This window comes from Terribacillus jepli (assembly GCF_047228925.1).
GTDB lineage: Bacteria > Bacillota > Bacilli > Bacillales > Amphibacillaceae > Terribacillus.
In genome coordinates, this window is record NZ_JBFEGH010000007.1 from 56,462 (window position 1) to 72,047 (window position 15,586).

Here is a 15,586-nt window from a genome sequence, read left to right on the forward strand (position 1 = left end):
TTACTATTATATAAGTGTAAAAGCTTAAGGTGATAGCCTTTTACTAGCAGAAATCTTAGCTAGTAACTTTTTTTGAATTTCAATATAACTTGAAAGTTCATCTTCAGTTAGAATATTATATAACTCATTATAAATCTTATCACCAAGTGCTATAGATTCTTTTAAAGCTGCTATTCCTTTATCTGTTATTATCAGATAGACTGCTCTTTTATCACTTTTATCGTAAGTTCTTTGTATCAAATCAAGACTTACAAGCTTATTTGCTATTTTCGTAATACTACTTTTTGAATACCCTAATGATTCAGCTAAATCTGTATGTTTCACGGGTCCCCTGTTATTTATTTCCCTTAAAACAATAATTGTTGATATACCAATAGGATAAGAAAATTCGTTCGTAAATCGAACAATATTTTCATTAGTTATTTGCCCAATCATATGAACTAGATTAAAAATATTATTTGTATTACTCATTAATTCCCCTTCTTCTAACGTATTTGAATGGAACCGCCATCAGCCATAATAGTTTGCCCCGTAATATACTTTGAATCTTCAGAGGCTAAGAAAACAGCAACAGGACCGATATCAGTTTCTGGATCTCCCCAGCGTTTAAGTGGGATTTGACCTAAAGCAGCTTGATGCATTTCCGGATAAGCCTTTGCCCAAGCTTCAACCCCAGGAGTATTTGCCATAGGACTGATTATATTGACATTGATTCCAAATTCGCCCCATTCATTGGCAGCAACCTTTGAGATTGCACGAATGGCTTCTTTAGCTGCTGCATAAGCTGTTTGCGTCTTTTGCCCTGATAATCCTGCACCTGACGCGAAGTTAATTATATTTCCTTTTGTTTCTTTTAAATAAGGAAAAGCAGCTTGCATTAAATAAAGTGTGGGATAGAACCCTGTACCAAATGAGAAATCAATATCTTCTTGGGTTATATCTTCAAAGTTTGCTTGTCGTGAAGCATGTGCATTGTTTACCAGGACATCTATTTTTCCGAATTTTCCAACTATATCACTGACAATTTTCGGCAGTCTTTCGCGTTCTAATAAATCGGCTTTCATAAATATTGATTTTGGAGAAAACGATCGCAATTCAACTTCCAAAGATTTTCCTGCTTTTTCATTAAAATCTACAATAGCAACAATTGCACCTTCCTTTGCCATTGCTTTAGCCATTCCACTACCAATACCGCCAGCACCACCAGTAATGATTACTACTTTATCCTGTAACTTCATATTTTATTATTCGCCACCTTGTTAAAAATAGTTTACAAGTAAACAGTTTAGACCAAAAAGGTTTACTTGTAAACTAAATAGCTCCAACTAAATTTAGATGAGTATTAAATTTGGTTCGCCAGCCGGTATGCTCGAATTTACTGAGTTCCACGACACTTTTTCAAAAGCATTTTAAAATCAAACAAAAAACCGACCACAACAGTCGGTTTTAAATAGCCGTCACAGCAAGCCAGTACTCTCTATTCGCTTACAAACAGCTATGTCATTCGACAGGCAGAGCTCATGCCTGTCAGAGCTTCAGTTCCCCCATGCGAAGGAGCTCCACTACAGCCTGAGACCGTCCCTTTACTCCCAGTTTCTGCATCGTATTCGAAATGTGGTTCCGCACTGTTTTTTCTGAAATAAACAGCTCTTGGGCGATTTCCTTGGTTGTCTTATCCTGAACCAGTAGTTCAAAGACTTCTTTTTCTCGTTTGGTGAGTAATTGTTTTGGCCTGTAGTCATTATCCTTCAAAAGTTAACCCCTCCTTGCTCTCTTCAGGGTTGCTGCGTCAGGTATTTATTTAGTCCATGTAGCTTATGTAAAGTGATGCTGGAGGGTGAATGTATTTCGCGAATTGTTAACGATTGTTGACGGAGGAGTTATGGAATGGGGATGTTATGGATATTATGAGTACTTTGATGTTTGTGAACATGTCGCTAATAAGGCATTAACAAGTACCACCTTGGAATGGATGTACTCATTAGGTGCCATAGTACTCCTCCTCCATCATCTAAAACAACTTCGACAGACTGAACCACTGAAATCCCCCCTTTTTTACTAGATCTGCCCTTTCTTCATCCTATACAAGCTGTAATCCATTGCACTAATCATATTGCTAATTGTAATTCTGTTCATCTCACATGATATCTATTTTTACTTTCTCAAGAGCCTTACCGTTCCTCCAATACTTATTTCTAAAATGTCTGCTATAAAAGTCATTTTCAACCTTGATTTAAACACATGCCGCTCCTATATATTCCAGATTAAATGTACAAATATATGATATACATAGTGCATTTTATCTATTAATGGTATATAATGCAATTTGGTAAGTATATATAACTATCACTTTTTTTAGTTAACCAACTATCCGCATATATATCACCGTATTATTAGCACTCGGTTAGTTATATTGACTTACGTACAATTCAAGAAAGGAGTAATTTTATGAGCAGAACTACAGAATTCGTATTAGGCCTTATCGGAGGTATACTAGGTTTCTTCGGGGCAGTTTTTGCTTTATTTATCGGTAGCGTCGATGCTGCTATTAGCGAAACCGGTACAAGCTCACTTACAGGATTGGGATGGTTTGCCTTTTTATTCTCAACTCTCGCTATCATTGGTTCAATCGTTGTTAAATCCAAACCAAAATTTGGCGGTATTTTACTTTTAATTTCGGCAGTCGGAGGACTTATCAGCATCTCTTTCTTCTATCTAATTTCTGCCGTGTTAATCGCTATTGCAGGTTTCATGGGCGTATTCAGAAAGAACAAAAACGTAAATAAAGCCGCATAAATTATCTACATACAAAAGGGGTTTCTATATTGAACAAGTTATTAGGTCTTAGTCTACTTTTAGTACTGATGTTTGCTCTTGCAGCTTGTGGTTCTACTGAGGATGTATCTACAGGATCTGACACCTCTAAAGCTGAATCGTCTGAAAAAGAAAAAGCAACTGAATCCGAGGATACTTCTAAGAAAATCGATGCCTCTGATCAATCTATGACTGCTGCCGGATTAAAGGTTGGCCTAGGTGATATCAAAATTCTTGAAGATAAAATTCAAGTTGGTATCAATGTAGAAAACACTAATTCTGACGCAGTTAGTTTTTATCCAGATATGGGTTCTGCCGTTATTGGTGATATGCAAGTTGATGCCAATATGTTTATGACAGACGGCAACATCAGTGGTGATATTCAAGGCGGCGTTAAACAGGAGGCTGTGTTGGAATTCTTAGCACCAGAAGGAAAATCAATTGACCCAGCTTCTGTTAAAGAAATCAAGTTAGTGCTTGGAGATGTAACATCTGCAGACTATATGACAACAGAACCTGTTGAATTTACTGTTACTGTAGAGTAAGAGAGATCCTACTTGAAGTACTCTCTGTCAAGTAGACAGTGAAATTGATAAAAGATGTTAGAAGGCTTTAGCCCTTTCAAGTGGGCTAAAGCCTTTTCTTTTTTCTTGTAATCTTAAATGAATATACTCGTCGATAGCTTCGTCCAGCTCGTCAAATGCAAAAAATCCCTTCAAATAAATACATTTCACTTTTCAGCGCACCCCAAAAAGACTCTATTGGTCACTATCTGCTGCACATATCCTAATGCACCATCTGGATTCAAAAAGATCACTCTTTAGGGTGTAGTTTCGGCCTTTCAGGACAGAAAACTAAAGCTGAAAACTCCTCTGAATTACGAGAGATTTTTAGTATCGCTACCGCGTTACTTTTCCCCAAGCCTGCGGGGGATTGTTATTCTCGTATCATCAGTTATGAAGCTGAAGCCGATGTTGATGAAATGAAGGATTACTACGACTATTCGGACGAGAAAGTGCCATAATGTTACCCTGGACTATGAATCATAAACAAGTAAATGGCTGCGATATGACGTAACGTTTCATTACTCATCCCTCTCTTGGAATTCCCTTTAAAACATATTATGTTTTCTTTTACCTTAATCAAGCGAAAAGGTAATAAGTAATTTAAAAATGACTTTGCTCCCTCAAAAACCGATCCCCTTTATGACAACCGGTTGACATATTCACACCAATCAAGCTATTATGAAGGCGGTTTCAGAAAATGCTTTCAAATAGTTGGGAGGGGTTTGGATTGAATACTTTTGCAAACAAGAACTATTGGTTTTCTTCTGGTTTTCTATTTCTATTTTTTATCACTTGGTCTGTATGGTGGTCGTTTTATTCGATTTGGCTGAATCAAACGCTTGGTTTAACTGGAGCAGAAACGGGGACTATCTTTTCTGTAAATTCCTTTTCATCCTTGGTTTTTATGTTGTTTTATGGGGTGGTTCAGGATAAGATCGGCACGAAAAAACACCTCCTCTGGTTTCAGAGCGTTATCTTAATGGGGACGGGACCATTTATAATCTATCTTTATGAACCATTGTTGCTTTCCTCTTTCTATGCAGGGGCCATTCTAGGCGGACTTTATTTTGGAGCAGGTTTTACGGCTGGCGTGGCTTTTCTGGAATCCTTTACAGAGAAAATCAGCCGGAAGTATAAGTTTGAGTTTGGAAAATCAAGAATGTGGGGCTCCCTCGGCTATGCAACAGCAACATTCACTGCCGGTCTGCTTCTAAGCATTAACCCGCACCTTAACTTCTGGATGGCTTCTGTGGGCGGTGTTGGATTTTTTATATTAAACTATTTCTTTAAAGTGGAAGTGGGAAAAGAAGAGGAAAAGAAAACGACGAACCTTTCCATTGCAGATATTTTATCCGTTTTCAAACAAAAGAAAATTTGGTTTCTTATTCTCTACTTATTTGGGACTACTTGCATCTACACGGTCTATGACGTTCAGCTCTTTCCAGTCTATTTTACGGAACTGTTTCATGATGCAGCATCCGGGCAACAGGTCTATGGCTATTTGAATTCGTTCCAAGTTATTATGGAATCTGCGATGTTATTTGCGGCCCCGTTTATTGTCAATAAAGTTGGCACAAAGCAAGCATTGATACTAGCAGGTTTTATCATGGGCTCTCGCATCATTTGTTCAGCACTTATAGACGGTCCGATTGGCATTTCACTAATCAAACTATTACACGCTTTCGAACTCCCAATTATGCTTATTGCTGTATTTAAATATATCTCACTTAACTTTGACCAGCGAATGTCAGCGACGATTTATCTGATTGGCTTTAAAATATCAGGCGAAATCGGTGTCATCGTATTTTCGAATGTTATTGGACGTATGCTTGATTCGACTAGTTTTGAAACTACATTTTTTGTGTTAGGCTTCATCGTGTTTACATTTACCATTCTGTCGATGTTCTTGTTAAGCAATAATAAACCAAAACGAAACAAGGTAATTTTATTTGAAGATGACCACTCAAACACACTGTGAACAGTTATCGCGCACGAATGAGGTCATTTTGCATATGGGTTTAGCAGAAGGAGGTTTTAGCGTATGACTTCGCAAATCTCCATACGGAAGCTAGCAGACAGAGAAGTAATTATGACATTTAATACCTAATTCAAATTACTTCCAAACAAAACACTAAAATTCCCAAAAACAATAAAGCGAAGTTGCAGCTTACAAAACATCTCCACCGGGTTTCACTCTTGCCGGTTAAGAGGAGAAACACATAATAATATACTTCACCCACATCAAAATAACGAGAATAAAAAAGATAGTAGAGAAACCCTGGTTCTCTACTATCTTCAGTGAGCTGCCTTATTTATTCTTCCTCAACAACATAACAACCTACCAAATATCGATAAGACCATGTTCTGTTGTAAAATGACATTGAAATCCCCTACCCGTCTGAGCGGTGCGGTTCCGTAAACTAGATATATAACTTTGTACTACTTCTACTGAAGATTATTCACTCGGTACTGAAATTATTCCTTTAACAATGTTAATCGTTCCTTGCTCACTTGATACAGAAAGCTTTGAGCATATCTTATCTGGATAGATTAGACTGGTTAAAGCGTATTCTCCGTCATTGACAAATACTTCGATGGAAGAAGAATCGGCAACTGCACAAAGTTTTAGTTTTGCTGTACAATCGAGTTCAATGGTTTGGACATGAGTGAAGTTACTAGAAAAGTCCACTTTTCCTGATTGACTCCTGTCAAGCAACAATAGGTTCTTTTTCGTATCGATGTGTAAAGTTGTAATCTGGTCACTTGTGTGGTGTAACGTAATATTATAAGAAGCAGCGTCTACATTTTCTATAACAAAGTCAAACATAAAGTAAGGCGCATTCAACTCTAGTTGGAATGGTGAATCATCTGACACAACCACATTGCTCAGAGAGTCAGATTTTGAAAAATATGACTCTAACTCTTTTACAGGAGTTTGAATAACTGCGTAACTATCCTGTTTTTGCTGTAATTGAAGCTCTCGCGGCAGCGTCATTTGGCTTCTCCAACCATAGGTAGGAACTTTATTTGCGTAGCGCCAGTTACTCATCCATCCTAGGTAAATTCTTCTCCCGTCCATCTCGGGGATATCAGAAAAACTGACCCCGGCATAATTATCTTTTCCTGCGTCCAACCACTTAATGTCTTTATGATGAGGAGTGAACCGGTGTCCATCAAATGATCCGACGAAATATTGCGTGCGTGACCCGCTCTCCAATTTTGGATTATCACCAATACTCACCAACAGTACCCATTTCGATTCGTTCTTGCCGATAATGGGCAGCTCAAACAAATCAGGACACTCCCATACGCCGTCATGAGAACCCATCCTTTCCCCGAATTCACTTTCATATTTCCATTCTCTTAAATTGAGGGATGAATAAAACGAGATAGTCTGGCCAGTTGCCACCGCCATCACCCATTTATTTGTATCATTATGCCACATAACCTTTGGATCTCTGAAATCTACTTTTGTTTCGTGAACAAGGACTGGGTTTTGCTTATACTTTATCCATGACCTTCCTTGATCACTACTAAATGCGAGGCTTTGTCTTTGAACAGGCGTTTTACCTTCTTCGTGCAAATGATGGGTAAATATAGCAACCAATCCTGGTTCATTTGGAAAGAACCCCGAAGTATTGTGCCAATCCACTACTGCACTTCCCGAAAATATCGTTCCAAGGTCATCGGGATATAAGGCTATATCCAGTTGTTCCCAAGAAATCATATCTTTACTTACAGCATGGCCCCAATGCATGGGGCCATGTATGCTGTCGTTTGGATTATGTTGAAAAAACAGATGATATTCACCTTTAAAATAAACCATTCCATTTGGATCATTCATCCAGTTTTCTTTTGGCGCGAAATGTAAGTTTGGTCTGTATGTTAAGAGATTATGAGCAGACAATTAATTCTCCTCCTGTGCTTTCATGTATTCGTCAAATCCGAATTGTTTTATTTCCAGCCATTCCTCTAATCCTAGGCGATTCATTTCATCCAAATGATCATTCCATTCATTTTCCACATTCCCATTGACAATCCATTCAGAACGTTTCCTCTCTACATAAGGAATCAAGTCCGCCTCAATTTTAGAAATTTTTTCGAGATTATCCAGCGTGTGAAATACATTTGGATACGTGTAATCTGCGTTCATGTCAGGTACCAATACATCATGCATTAACTCCATTCTCCAGGCTGCATCATCTGGCATTGTTGTGACCTCACCATAATAACTGTCCAGAATTGCCAACGGACCGCCTAATGATGTCTGTTCCCGCAATTCCACAGGCGCTGTCCCTTCCAATTCCAAATGCTTTAACATATTTTCGCTTTCATCGTACGCAAAGATATTCTGCTTTTCTTTATCTCCATAAGTGCCCCAATTGTTTTGAACAGATTGGAGGGGATCATACATTTGATCGATCCATTTAGCTGTTAATTCTAGATTCTGATTAGCACTAGTTATAACCATCCGCGATCTGTCAAAACCAATCGCATTACTCATAGCAACATTTTTATGTCCTTGCGGCCCTTCCAAGGCAGGAAGCATCTCATAATTTTCACCTGAAATATTATTTTTATCCCATGTAAAATATACGCCGAAGCGCTCTTCTCCGCCTTTGGCAACATAATTGTTCCAATCCTGTTCAAACGCTTCCACATCGATTAAATTTTCCTTATAAAGATCATGTAAATACTTCATAGTTTCTTTATATCCATCAGTCGTTGGTGTGAACACGACTTCTCTATCATTTGTCACTACTGTATGATCCCAATTATCTCCCACGCCAAATGATCCGAATAGGAAAGAAGGATCTTCTTGTCCCCCGTTTAGTATGAAAGACATCGGAATGGTTTTACCTCCACCAGCAGGATCTTGATCACGGAACGCGATGAGCACTTCCCTTAATTCTTCCGTTGTTTGGGGCATTTCCAACCCCAAATCTTCCAACCATTTCACGTTAATCCAACCGGTTCCATCCACTGCTTGGATTTTTTCTTTTCCGGTACCTAATTCTTCTATCCACGGAAAGGAATAAATATGTCCATCGGGAGCTGTCACCATTTCTTTATATTCAGGAGCCTGTTCAAACACCTTTTGTAAATTCGGCATATATTCCTCAATTAAATCTTCAACCGGAATTATGGCGCCATCATCTGCTAGGTTTAATAATTCATAGTCACTATAGCCTGAATTCATTATCGCATCAGGTAGGTCACCACTTGACATTGCTAAATTTCTTTTCTCCGTAAACACTTCACCTGAATAACTGTCCCATTCGATATGCACTCCTGTTTCTTTCTCCAAGCGCTGAGAAATCAACTTATCGTTTGGATCTTCCGGAGCCATTGGTGAGCTTCCTATCATAAACTTAAGTGTGACATCCTCTTCTACCGGGAAACGTATATCCGATAGTCCGTAATCCTCTGCAGCACTCTGTTCACCTGAGCAACCCGAAAGCAAAACCGCCCCTAACACCACTCCATACAATACTTTCTTAAAGCTTTTCATTTGTTTCCCCTTTTCTCATTTATTTTAAGGATCCTACCATGACACCCTTTTCAAAATACTTCTGGAAAAATGGATACATGACCAGTAAAGGTAGACTCGCCAGGACAATGGATGAGTATTTAATCATCTCTGATACCCGTTGCATTTCAGCCATAGCAAGTTGATCAGATATCATTCCTGGGTTCACCTCACTTTGAATTAATATAGAGCGTAGAATAAGCTGCAGTGGATATTTGCTTTGATCTTCCAAATATATCATTGCCTCAAAGTATGCATTCCACTGTCCAATAAACGCATACAGTGCCAGCACGAATATGATTGGTTTTGATAGTGGAACTATGATTTTTAAGAAAATCATAAAATCAGATGCACCATCAATTTTAGCTGCTTCTTTCAGTTCCTTTGGAAGCCCTTTAAAATAGGTCCTTGCCAAGATAATGTTCCACACAGAGAGGGCACCAGGTAAAATAACTGCCCACATAGTATCTAAAAGTCCGAGACTTCGAACAACCAAGTACGTCGGAATCAGACCTCCGCTAAAAAACATGGTGAACAAGAAGAAAAACATGATGGGCTTTTTTAAAGCTAGATTGTCGACAGATAACGAATAACCAGCAAGAATTGCTATAGAAACGGATAAAATTGTAAAACAGGTTGCATATAGTATCGAATTAAAGAAGCCTCTCATTATCGATCCATCAGCAAAGATTCGGGTGTAACCATCTACCGTCCAATGATCTGGATTTAGCGAAAACCCTTGTGTTAACAAAATATCCGGTTGTAGAAAAGACCCCAATAATACATATAAAAGTGGTACCAGCGTAATTAAAATAATAAAAATCAAGAGAACTTTGTTGATGAACAAAAGCATCCGGTCTTTCCGTGAATTATTCATTAAACTGTTCATTTTTTCCCCTCCCTCTCTATACAAGACCTTCCCCATCATTAAGCTTCTTCACCACATAGTTCACAGTAAACAGCAATATCACATTAATAACTGCATTAAACAAACCAACAGCTGTTGCAAACGAATAGTCTCCAGCTTGCAGCCCCCGTTTATAAACATAAGTTGATATGATCTCAGATGCAGGTAAATTCATGCTTGTTTGCAATAAATATGCTTTTTCAAAGCCAATGGCCATTATTCCTCCTGCAGCCAATATAAACAGCACAGCCATCACAGGCTTCAGTGTAGGAAGGTCAATATGTCTGATTCGTTGCAACAATGAAGCACCATCCATCGTAGCAGCGTCATGAAGTTGAGGATCAACGTTTGACAATGCTGCAACATATATGATGGAAGCAAAGCCAGCACCTTGCCATACACCGGACCAGATATAAATAGATCGAAATGCATCTGGATCAGACATAAATGAATAGGGCTCATCTGTGAAGATTGTCATGAGACTATTCACTGGACCTGTAGGAGAAAGAAATATAAACAGCATTCCGGAAATTACCACTACCGATATAAAGTGTGGTGCGTACAGAATTAATTGAATATTTTTCTTGGCCTTAGCCCGTCTTAGCTGATTTAACATCAACGCCAGTATGATTGGTATAGGAAAACCAATTAAGAGATCAAAAGAACTTAGTTTGATTGTATTTATTAGGATTTGCAGAAAATTAGGTGACTGTAAAAAATTCACAAAATGCTCGAATCCTACCCATTCACTTCCCCAAATTCCTTTGATCGGGCTGAAATCTTTAAAAGCAATGATTGTTCCATACATAGGCACGTAATGAAATACAATAGTCAGGATAATTGCAGGCAGCAAGAAAATATAAAGGATATAATTGTTGCCCATATTTTTTTTAAGGCGATGTTTGTGTTGTGGCTTCTTATTGTGTTTTACTTTGTGACTGGAAATAGCTACATTTTTTGACGGTATATCTTTATTCTCCAAAAAGCTCCCTCCTTGCCGTATAATCCAGGTTCGTTACTGCTTATTACCAATAATGTACAGTAAGCGCTTACATATGTCAACCGGTTGACCGAAAATTATAGAGGATGAGAAATGACTTATTGATGCTTTAGCGAACTTGCCAAAATAGCCTAATAACATGGGAAAATTGCAGCGTTAAGTTTAATCTCAAACATCAAAACACAACTAAAAAAATCCATTTTGAAAAAATTAATCAAAATGGATTCTTTTCTTATGAATCACTCTACATGAAATAAAAGCAGTAACAGTATACTTCCGTGTTCATCTATTATATTGCTGGCGAAAATGCAAATATAGCATACTTTAGATGTTAATTCCTTTCAGTCCATCGAATCTGTTTTCTTTGGCAGAGATTTCAAAGCTATCCACATAATAATATAACTAGACAAACTGATTCCAATTACTGGGACGAGCGCAGTTATATAAAAACAAAAATAGATAACCAACAATAAACCCAGAAGCATTATCAAAGTTCGCATCGGTCGACCAACTGCTAATATTATTGCATTTTTCGGGTATTGGAAAAGTTTTTGATCAAAATGTACGAACAACGGAAAAACATACAAAAGTGTAATACCATAGACAACCATGATAACGACTGTTATGTTAACCAAAATACTCTGTAACTGTATGTCGGAAATTAGTTGAACAACTCGAAAATCTATGTACAGTACAGCTCCAATAAACACCAACAAATATCCCAAAAGATTTGCCTTGAAAAATTCTTTTCTATAGTTTATTAAAAAGAGTTTAAGCACGGGAATATCATTATCTTCCATGATAGAACGGCGATGAACAGCAAATAAAGCTGCAGTAGCCGGAAATATTCCCAGCACAATGAATCCAGCGAACGTAAAAAAAATCCATAAAAGATTTAACAAAAATAGATTAAACAACCAGGTACCCAGTCTTAAATACCATCGTGACATATCCATCATTATTCTACTCCTTCGCCTAGATGACAAAATCTCTTTCATTTATGCTTATTGAACGAAACAGAAGTTCAAAGCGGCATCGTTTGGTCAGGGCAAAACGTATGTTACTATTACGTGAATATCAGTTGAATTCGACGTTCAACACAAGATGTGTCGAACGTCGGAGGTTTACTCGGATATTACTCATTGGAGACGTTATAGATTTTCACATTTTGATAAGTAGCTTTGCCTCCAAATACATTCAACCCAAAATGTCCTTCTGCAAAGGTTCTATCTTTAGTATCAATTACTTTCTCCCCGTCTACTTCAATTTGAATATGTGCGCCATTAGCCATTATTTTCACTCGATAGGTCTCTCTCGGCATAATAAATACTGGTGTGTTATCAATTACCATGCTATCTTCAAAGCGGCCATTTAATTTATAAAAGAGACGATAAGCTTTCATATTTGGATCCAAGTTGAAGTAATATCCACTTTTACCATCTTCACTTGTTCGGAAAAGGATAGCTCCAGCACCACCCTCATCAAGTGTCATGTCTACCTCATAGATAAAGTTTCCACCAGTTTCCTTTGCCACATAATTAGCATCACTGGTATGCGATCCGCGAATTCCTTCTTCAGTAGCAATCCACTTAGCGGCAGCAGTATCTGATTTCCAACCACTAAGATTTGTGACAAAATTCTCTCCATATACACGAACTACCACGCTTTCAGACAATTTGTTATTTGGTGTTGAAACAGTGAGCAACGCTTCCCCAGCACCAGTACCTTTCAGTACGGCATTGCAATTGTTGGAACTTTCTATACTTAAAACATTGGGATCAGATGATGACCATTTAAGTGGTTGAACGCCTGTCCCTTTGCGTACCGCTTCAATGGTAATTGTATCTCCAATATTCATCTCTTCCTTGCTAGAATTGAACACAATACTAGCCCCTTCATCAGTGTCCCTATTCCAAATATCATCTAATGTGTGGACAGTTAAAGAAATAATTCGGATAGGACCACCTTCTGTATAGAAGCTCATTCTCATACTCGTTGCATTAGGAAAAATCACATCGGAAAATACACATTTCCCATCATTCGCAAAAACCTCAACAGAACTATCCACAAATATATTTAGTTTAATTCGTTGATTTTCCGGTTGTAATTCTGCCGCGTGAAACGTTGAAAATTGATTCGAAAAATCCGTCCGCCCTGACTCAGAACGATCAACAAATAATTGCTCTGTTGCTGTATTGTATCCGACAGTAGTTTTATCGTTTGTTCCCTCCCGAACTCGAAAACCAAATTCTGTGACGTCGCTATTAGATGGTATCTCCATCTCCGCTTCAATTTCAAAAGAAGTTTCTTTTATTTTTTCTAATAAGTCAGATGCATTGTTGGCATAAATTTCTTTATTTTCTACGTGAAAAACAGTCCTGCGAATTGTTTGTAATTCTTTGATTGGCGATTGAGCAAGTCTGATTCCTTCATCGGTTTGAATCAGACGTAGCTCCCTCGGTATAGTAAGTTGACCCTTCCATCCTTCTGTTGGAAATTCAAAGGGATAGTCCCAATTTGTCATCCATGCAATTGTCACCCGGCGATTATCCGGCATATTCGCAAAAGACATAGACGCATAAAATTCCTTCCCGTTATCTGTCTTTAATACCTTTCCAATTGGGTTGTCATTGATGAATTTTCCATCGGGTGTCAGATGCCCAATGAAATATTCTGCATCAGATCCTTCCGTATTCAGATTTGCTCCTGTGCTGATCATAAGAACCCATTTTTTCTCGGCTGTACCTTCAACTTCAAGTTTAAAAAGATCCGGACACTCCCATACTCCTCCACGAATATAATTACCATATCCAAAGTTATCCTTATGCTCCCAGCGTTTAAGATCTTTGGAAGTGAAGAATCGAACATGGTCTCCTCCTGAAACAACCATAACCCATCGATCATTTGCTTCATCCCGTACTACTTTTGGATCGCGAAAATCCCAAGAACCTGGATCATCCACATTCTTTCCAGGGTTTTCAATCACGATTGGATGCTCGGTTGAATACTCCCATGTCCGTCCTTTATCCGTACTAAATGCAAGACCGATTCGTTGATTTCCGTTCTGAGCATCTGGGTTGAAACTAGTATAGTATGCAATCAATCCTTTACCCTCGGATTCTGAAAATAACCCAGATACATTATGCAAATCTACCACCGCAGATCCTGACCATATATGCCCAGCATCATTCCACGACAAAGCTATAGGAAGGTGTTTCCAATTAATTAGGTCTTCACTAACTGCATGCGCCCACTTCCCACCATCTTGGTGAAAGAGATGGTACTCCCCCTCGAAATATACAAGCCCGTTTGGATCGCTCGCAGATCCCCTAGCCGGGGAATAATGATATTTCGGTCTATAATTTTCTTTATAGTATCTATTTGTGGGCACTAAATAGATATCTTGAAAATACGCTTTACCACTTAATACCGTCACTCCTGTTACACCACCCGTGTAACTACTATCTATAACTTCAATCGCTGGGGTGAGGTAGCCATCGATAAACATTGTAATTTCCTCTCGGATTACTATTAATTCCAAGTGGTGTTTTGTACCAATCAGTGATTCGAAACCTCGTGATGATCTTCCAAGAACTGTACCATCTGCTTTTTTTAATTCTACTGTCATTTCATCATTATTTTTTTTAAACAAGGCGTGATAACCACTTGTTCCATTTTCAGTCATGCGAAACGTAAAACCCGCCTCCGCTTGTTCTTCATCAAAGGAGATATTACCTTCCAATACGAAATCACTCGACTGGATCTCATAGTAACGCGTAGCTATTTCATTCTCTAAAGCAATTCCTTTCAATCCTTCTATGCTTGGTTCCCAGTTACCTTCTTCAACTATGGTTGAACCTAAATTTGTTTTGAACTCGCTCACTTTCACGTTATGAAAAAGTGCAGAACCATTCCATACATGTAATCCTAATTGCCCTCTATCATAAAGCGAAATCGTAGAATCTATTAGTGGGGTATACTGTTTCTCCCAATATACTTTAATATTTTCTGCTACTACTTTTACCTTTACATGATAAATACTGTCTTCTTTGATATTTACTTCGACTTCTTCTTTCAATCTATTTTCATCACGAGCATCGCGTAGCCGGACCAGACCTGGATCTGGTACTATCTGAACCATATAGGAATCCCAAACATTTTCACCGGATCGAAATACCAAGGTAGCATCTGCTGATTTTTCCAATATCTTTATATCCGCTTCATATATAAAGTCTTCCGAATGAACACTTGATATCGCCATTACATTCTCGTTTGTTTCAGAAGTAAGCTTTAATCCCTGCTTCGTCTCTTCAAATGTACCTGCACCACGGACTTCCCAATTAGTTAAGTTTGTTTTGGCGTTAATCTCTGAAACCTCCCCACCTTTTTTTGGTAATTGCTACTTGTTCTGTTGCCAGTGATTTATCACTTCCATATTACAGTAAGCGCTTCCATACATCAACCGGTTGACATATGCTTGACGTGAAAGTCTTTAACTACGAATTTCTTGTAGCTAAACTAGGTGTTTGCCTTTTTTTGGTATGGAACTTAAAACGTATCAATGACTTATGGTAAAAAGAACAAGAGTGGCTGATTTGTTAAAGATGAAGAAGATACAAAAAGCTGACTAATAGTGATAACATGAACATAGTGAGAAAAATATCCAAGTAAAATGCTGAAATCCATACTGATTGGCATGGACATACTGATTTCTGTAACTCAGTCCATAAGGATTTCAACCTGGCTGAAGATTATCAATCGGTGAATCT

At 38.2% G+C, this 15,586-nt stretch carries 13 protein-coding genes; 3 read left to right on the forward strand and 10 right to left on the reverse strand.

The annotated features are described in order from the left end of the window. Positions 1–24: 24 nt before the first annotated feature. From AB1K91_RS09585 to AB1K91_RS09595, 3 genes are all read right to left on the reverse strand, one after another. Positions 25–471 carry a MarR family winged helix-turn-helix transcriptional regulator gene (locus AB1K91_RS09585; protein ID WP_413089589.1) on the reverse strand — a complete coding sequence of 149 codons (447 nt, stop codon included), beginning with the start codon at positions 469–471 and terminating at the stop codon, positions 25–27. Positions 472–485: 14 nt separating this feature from the next. Next, complete coding sequence (locus AB1K91_RS09590) at positions 486–1,238, reverse strand: SDR family NAD(P)-dependent oxidoreductase (RefSeq protein ID WP_413089590.1); 753 nt, start codon at positions 1,236–1,238, stop codon at positions 486–488. 289 nt (positions 1,239–1,527) lie between these two features. Beyond that, positions 1,528–1,752: a helix-turn-helix domain-containing protein gene (locus AB1K91_RS09595; RefSeq protein ID WP_038562019.1), complete on the reverse strand. Its 225-nt coding sequence runs from the start codon at positions 1,750–1,752 to the stop codon at positions 1,528–1,530. A gap of 696 nt (positions 1,753–2,448) precedes the next feature. Here AB1K91_RS09595 and AB1K91_RS09600 point away from each other — a divergent pair. Next, positions 2,449–2,796 (forward strand): DUF4064 domain-containing protein, encoded by a 348-nt coding sequence (locus AB1K91_RS09600; RefSeq protein ID WP_093727627.1) that lies wholly within the window; start codon positions 2,449–2,451, stop codon positions 2,794–2,796. A gap of 29 nt (positions 2,797–2,825) precedes the next feature. Beyond that, the gene (locus AB1K91_RS09605) at positions 2,826–3,359 is read left to right on the forward strand and encodes a hypothetical protein (RefSeq protein WP_413089591.1); all 534 of its coding nucleotides are present in this window, start codon (positions 2,826–2,828) and stop codon (positions 3,357–3,359) included. 57 nt (positions 3,360–3,416) lie between these two features. On the opposite strand, the gene AB1K91_RS09610 is transcribed toward AB1K91_RS09605, so the two are convergent. Beyond that, a complete protein-coding gene (locus AB1K91_RS09610; protein WP_413089592.1) occupies positions 3,417–3,548 on the reverse strand; it encodes a hypothetical protein in 132 nt (43 codons plus the stop codon). 559 nt (positions 3,549–4,107) lie between these two features. On the opposite strand from AB1K91_RS09610, the gene AB1K91_RS09615 reads away from it, so the two are divergent. After that, entirely contained in the window at positions 4,108–5,358 is a 1,251-nt protein-coding gene (locus tag AB1K91_RS09615; protein ID WP_413089593.1) for an oligosaccharide MFS transporter, read from the forward strand. 477 nt (positions 5,359–5,835) lie between these two features. On the opposite strand, the gene AB1K91_RS09620 is transcribed toward AB1K91_RS09615, so the two are convergent. The 6 genes from AB1K91_RS09620 to AB1K91_RS09645 form a co-directional block, all read right to left on the reverse strand. Continuing rightward, positions 5,836–7,287, reverse strand: coding sequence for a glycoside hydrolase family 32 protein (locus AB1K91_RS09620; protein WP_413089594.1), 1,452 nt, complete (start codon positions 7,285–7,287; stop codon positions 5,836–5,838). Further along, positions 7,288–8,892 carry an extracellular solute-binding protein gene (locus tag AB1K91_RS09625; RefSeq protein ID WP_413089595.1) on the reverse strand — a complete coding sequence of 535 codons (1,605 nt, stop codon included), beginning with the start codon at positions 8,890–8,892 and terminating at the stop codon, positions 7,288–7,290. Positions 8,893–8,911: 19 nt separating this feature from the next. Continuing rightward, positions 8,912–9,799, reverse strand: coding sequence for a carbohydrate ABC transporter permease (locus AB1K91_RS09630; protein WP_413089596.1), 888 nt, complete (start codon positions 9,797–9,799; stop codon positions 8,912–8,914). Positions 9,800–9,815: 16 nt separating this feature from the next. Next, positions 9,816–10,700, reverse strand: a complete 885-nt coding sequence (locus tag AB1K91_RS09635) for an ABC transporter permease (protein ID WP_413089745.1) — start codon at positions 10,698–10,700, stop codon at positions 9,816–9,818. Positions 10,701–11,158: 458 nt separating this feature from the next. Beyond that, the gene (locus tag AB1K91_RS09640; protein ID WP_413089597.1) at positions 11,159–11,776 is read right to left on the reverse strand and encodes a YesL family protein; all 618 of its coding nucleotides are present in this window, start codon (positions 11,774–11,776) and stop codon (positions 11,159–11,161) included. A gap of 176 nt (positions 11,777–11,952) precedes the next feature. After that, complete coding sequence (locus AB1K91_RS09645) at positions 11,953–15,078, reverse strand: GH32 C-terminal domain-containing protein (RefSeq protein ID WP_413089598.1); 3,126 nt, start codon at positions 15,076–15,078, stop codon at positions 11,953–11,955. Positions 15,079–15,586: the final 508 nt, after the last annotated feature.

Excerpts from the sequence above, each read along its gene's own strand:
- AB1K91_RS09625 (WP_413089595.1), bottom strand. The coding sequence starts at position 8,892 with ATGAAAAGCTTTAAGAAAGTATTGTATGGAGTGGTGTTAGGGGCGGTT.
- AB1K91_RS09630 (WP_413089596.1), bottom strand. The coding sequence starts at position 9,799 with ATGAACAGTTTAATGAATAATTCACGGAAAGACCGGATGCTTTTGTTC.
- AB1K91_RS09590 (WP_413089590.1), bottom strand. The coding sequence starts at position 1,238 with ATGAAGTTACAGGATAAAGTAGTAATCATTACTGGTGGTGCTGGCGGT.
- AB1K91_RS09600 (WP_093727627.1), top strand. The coding sequence starts at position 2,449 with ATGAGCAGAACTACAGAATTCGTATTAGGCCTTATCGGAGGTATACTA.
- AB1K91_RS09635 (WP_413089745.1), bottom strand. The coding sequence starts at position 10,700 with ATGGGCAACAATTATATCCTTTATATTTTCTTGCTGCCTGCAATTATC.
- AB1K91_RS09645 (WP_413089598.1), bottom strand. The coding sequence starts at position 15,078 with ATGGCGATATCAAGTGTTCATTCGGAAGACTTTATATATGAAGCGGAT.
- AB1K91_RS09640 (WP_413089597.1), bottom strand. The coding sequence starts at position 11,776 with ATGATGGATATGTCACGATGGTATTTAAGACTGGGTACCTGGTTGTTT.
- AB1K91_RS09585 (WP_413089589.1), bottom strand. The coding sequence starts at position 471 with ATGAGTAATACAAATAATATTTTTAATCTAGTTCATATGATTGGGCAA.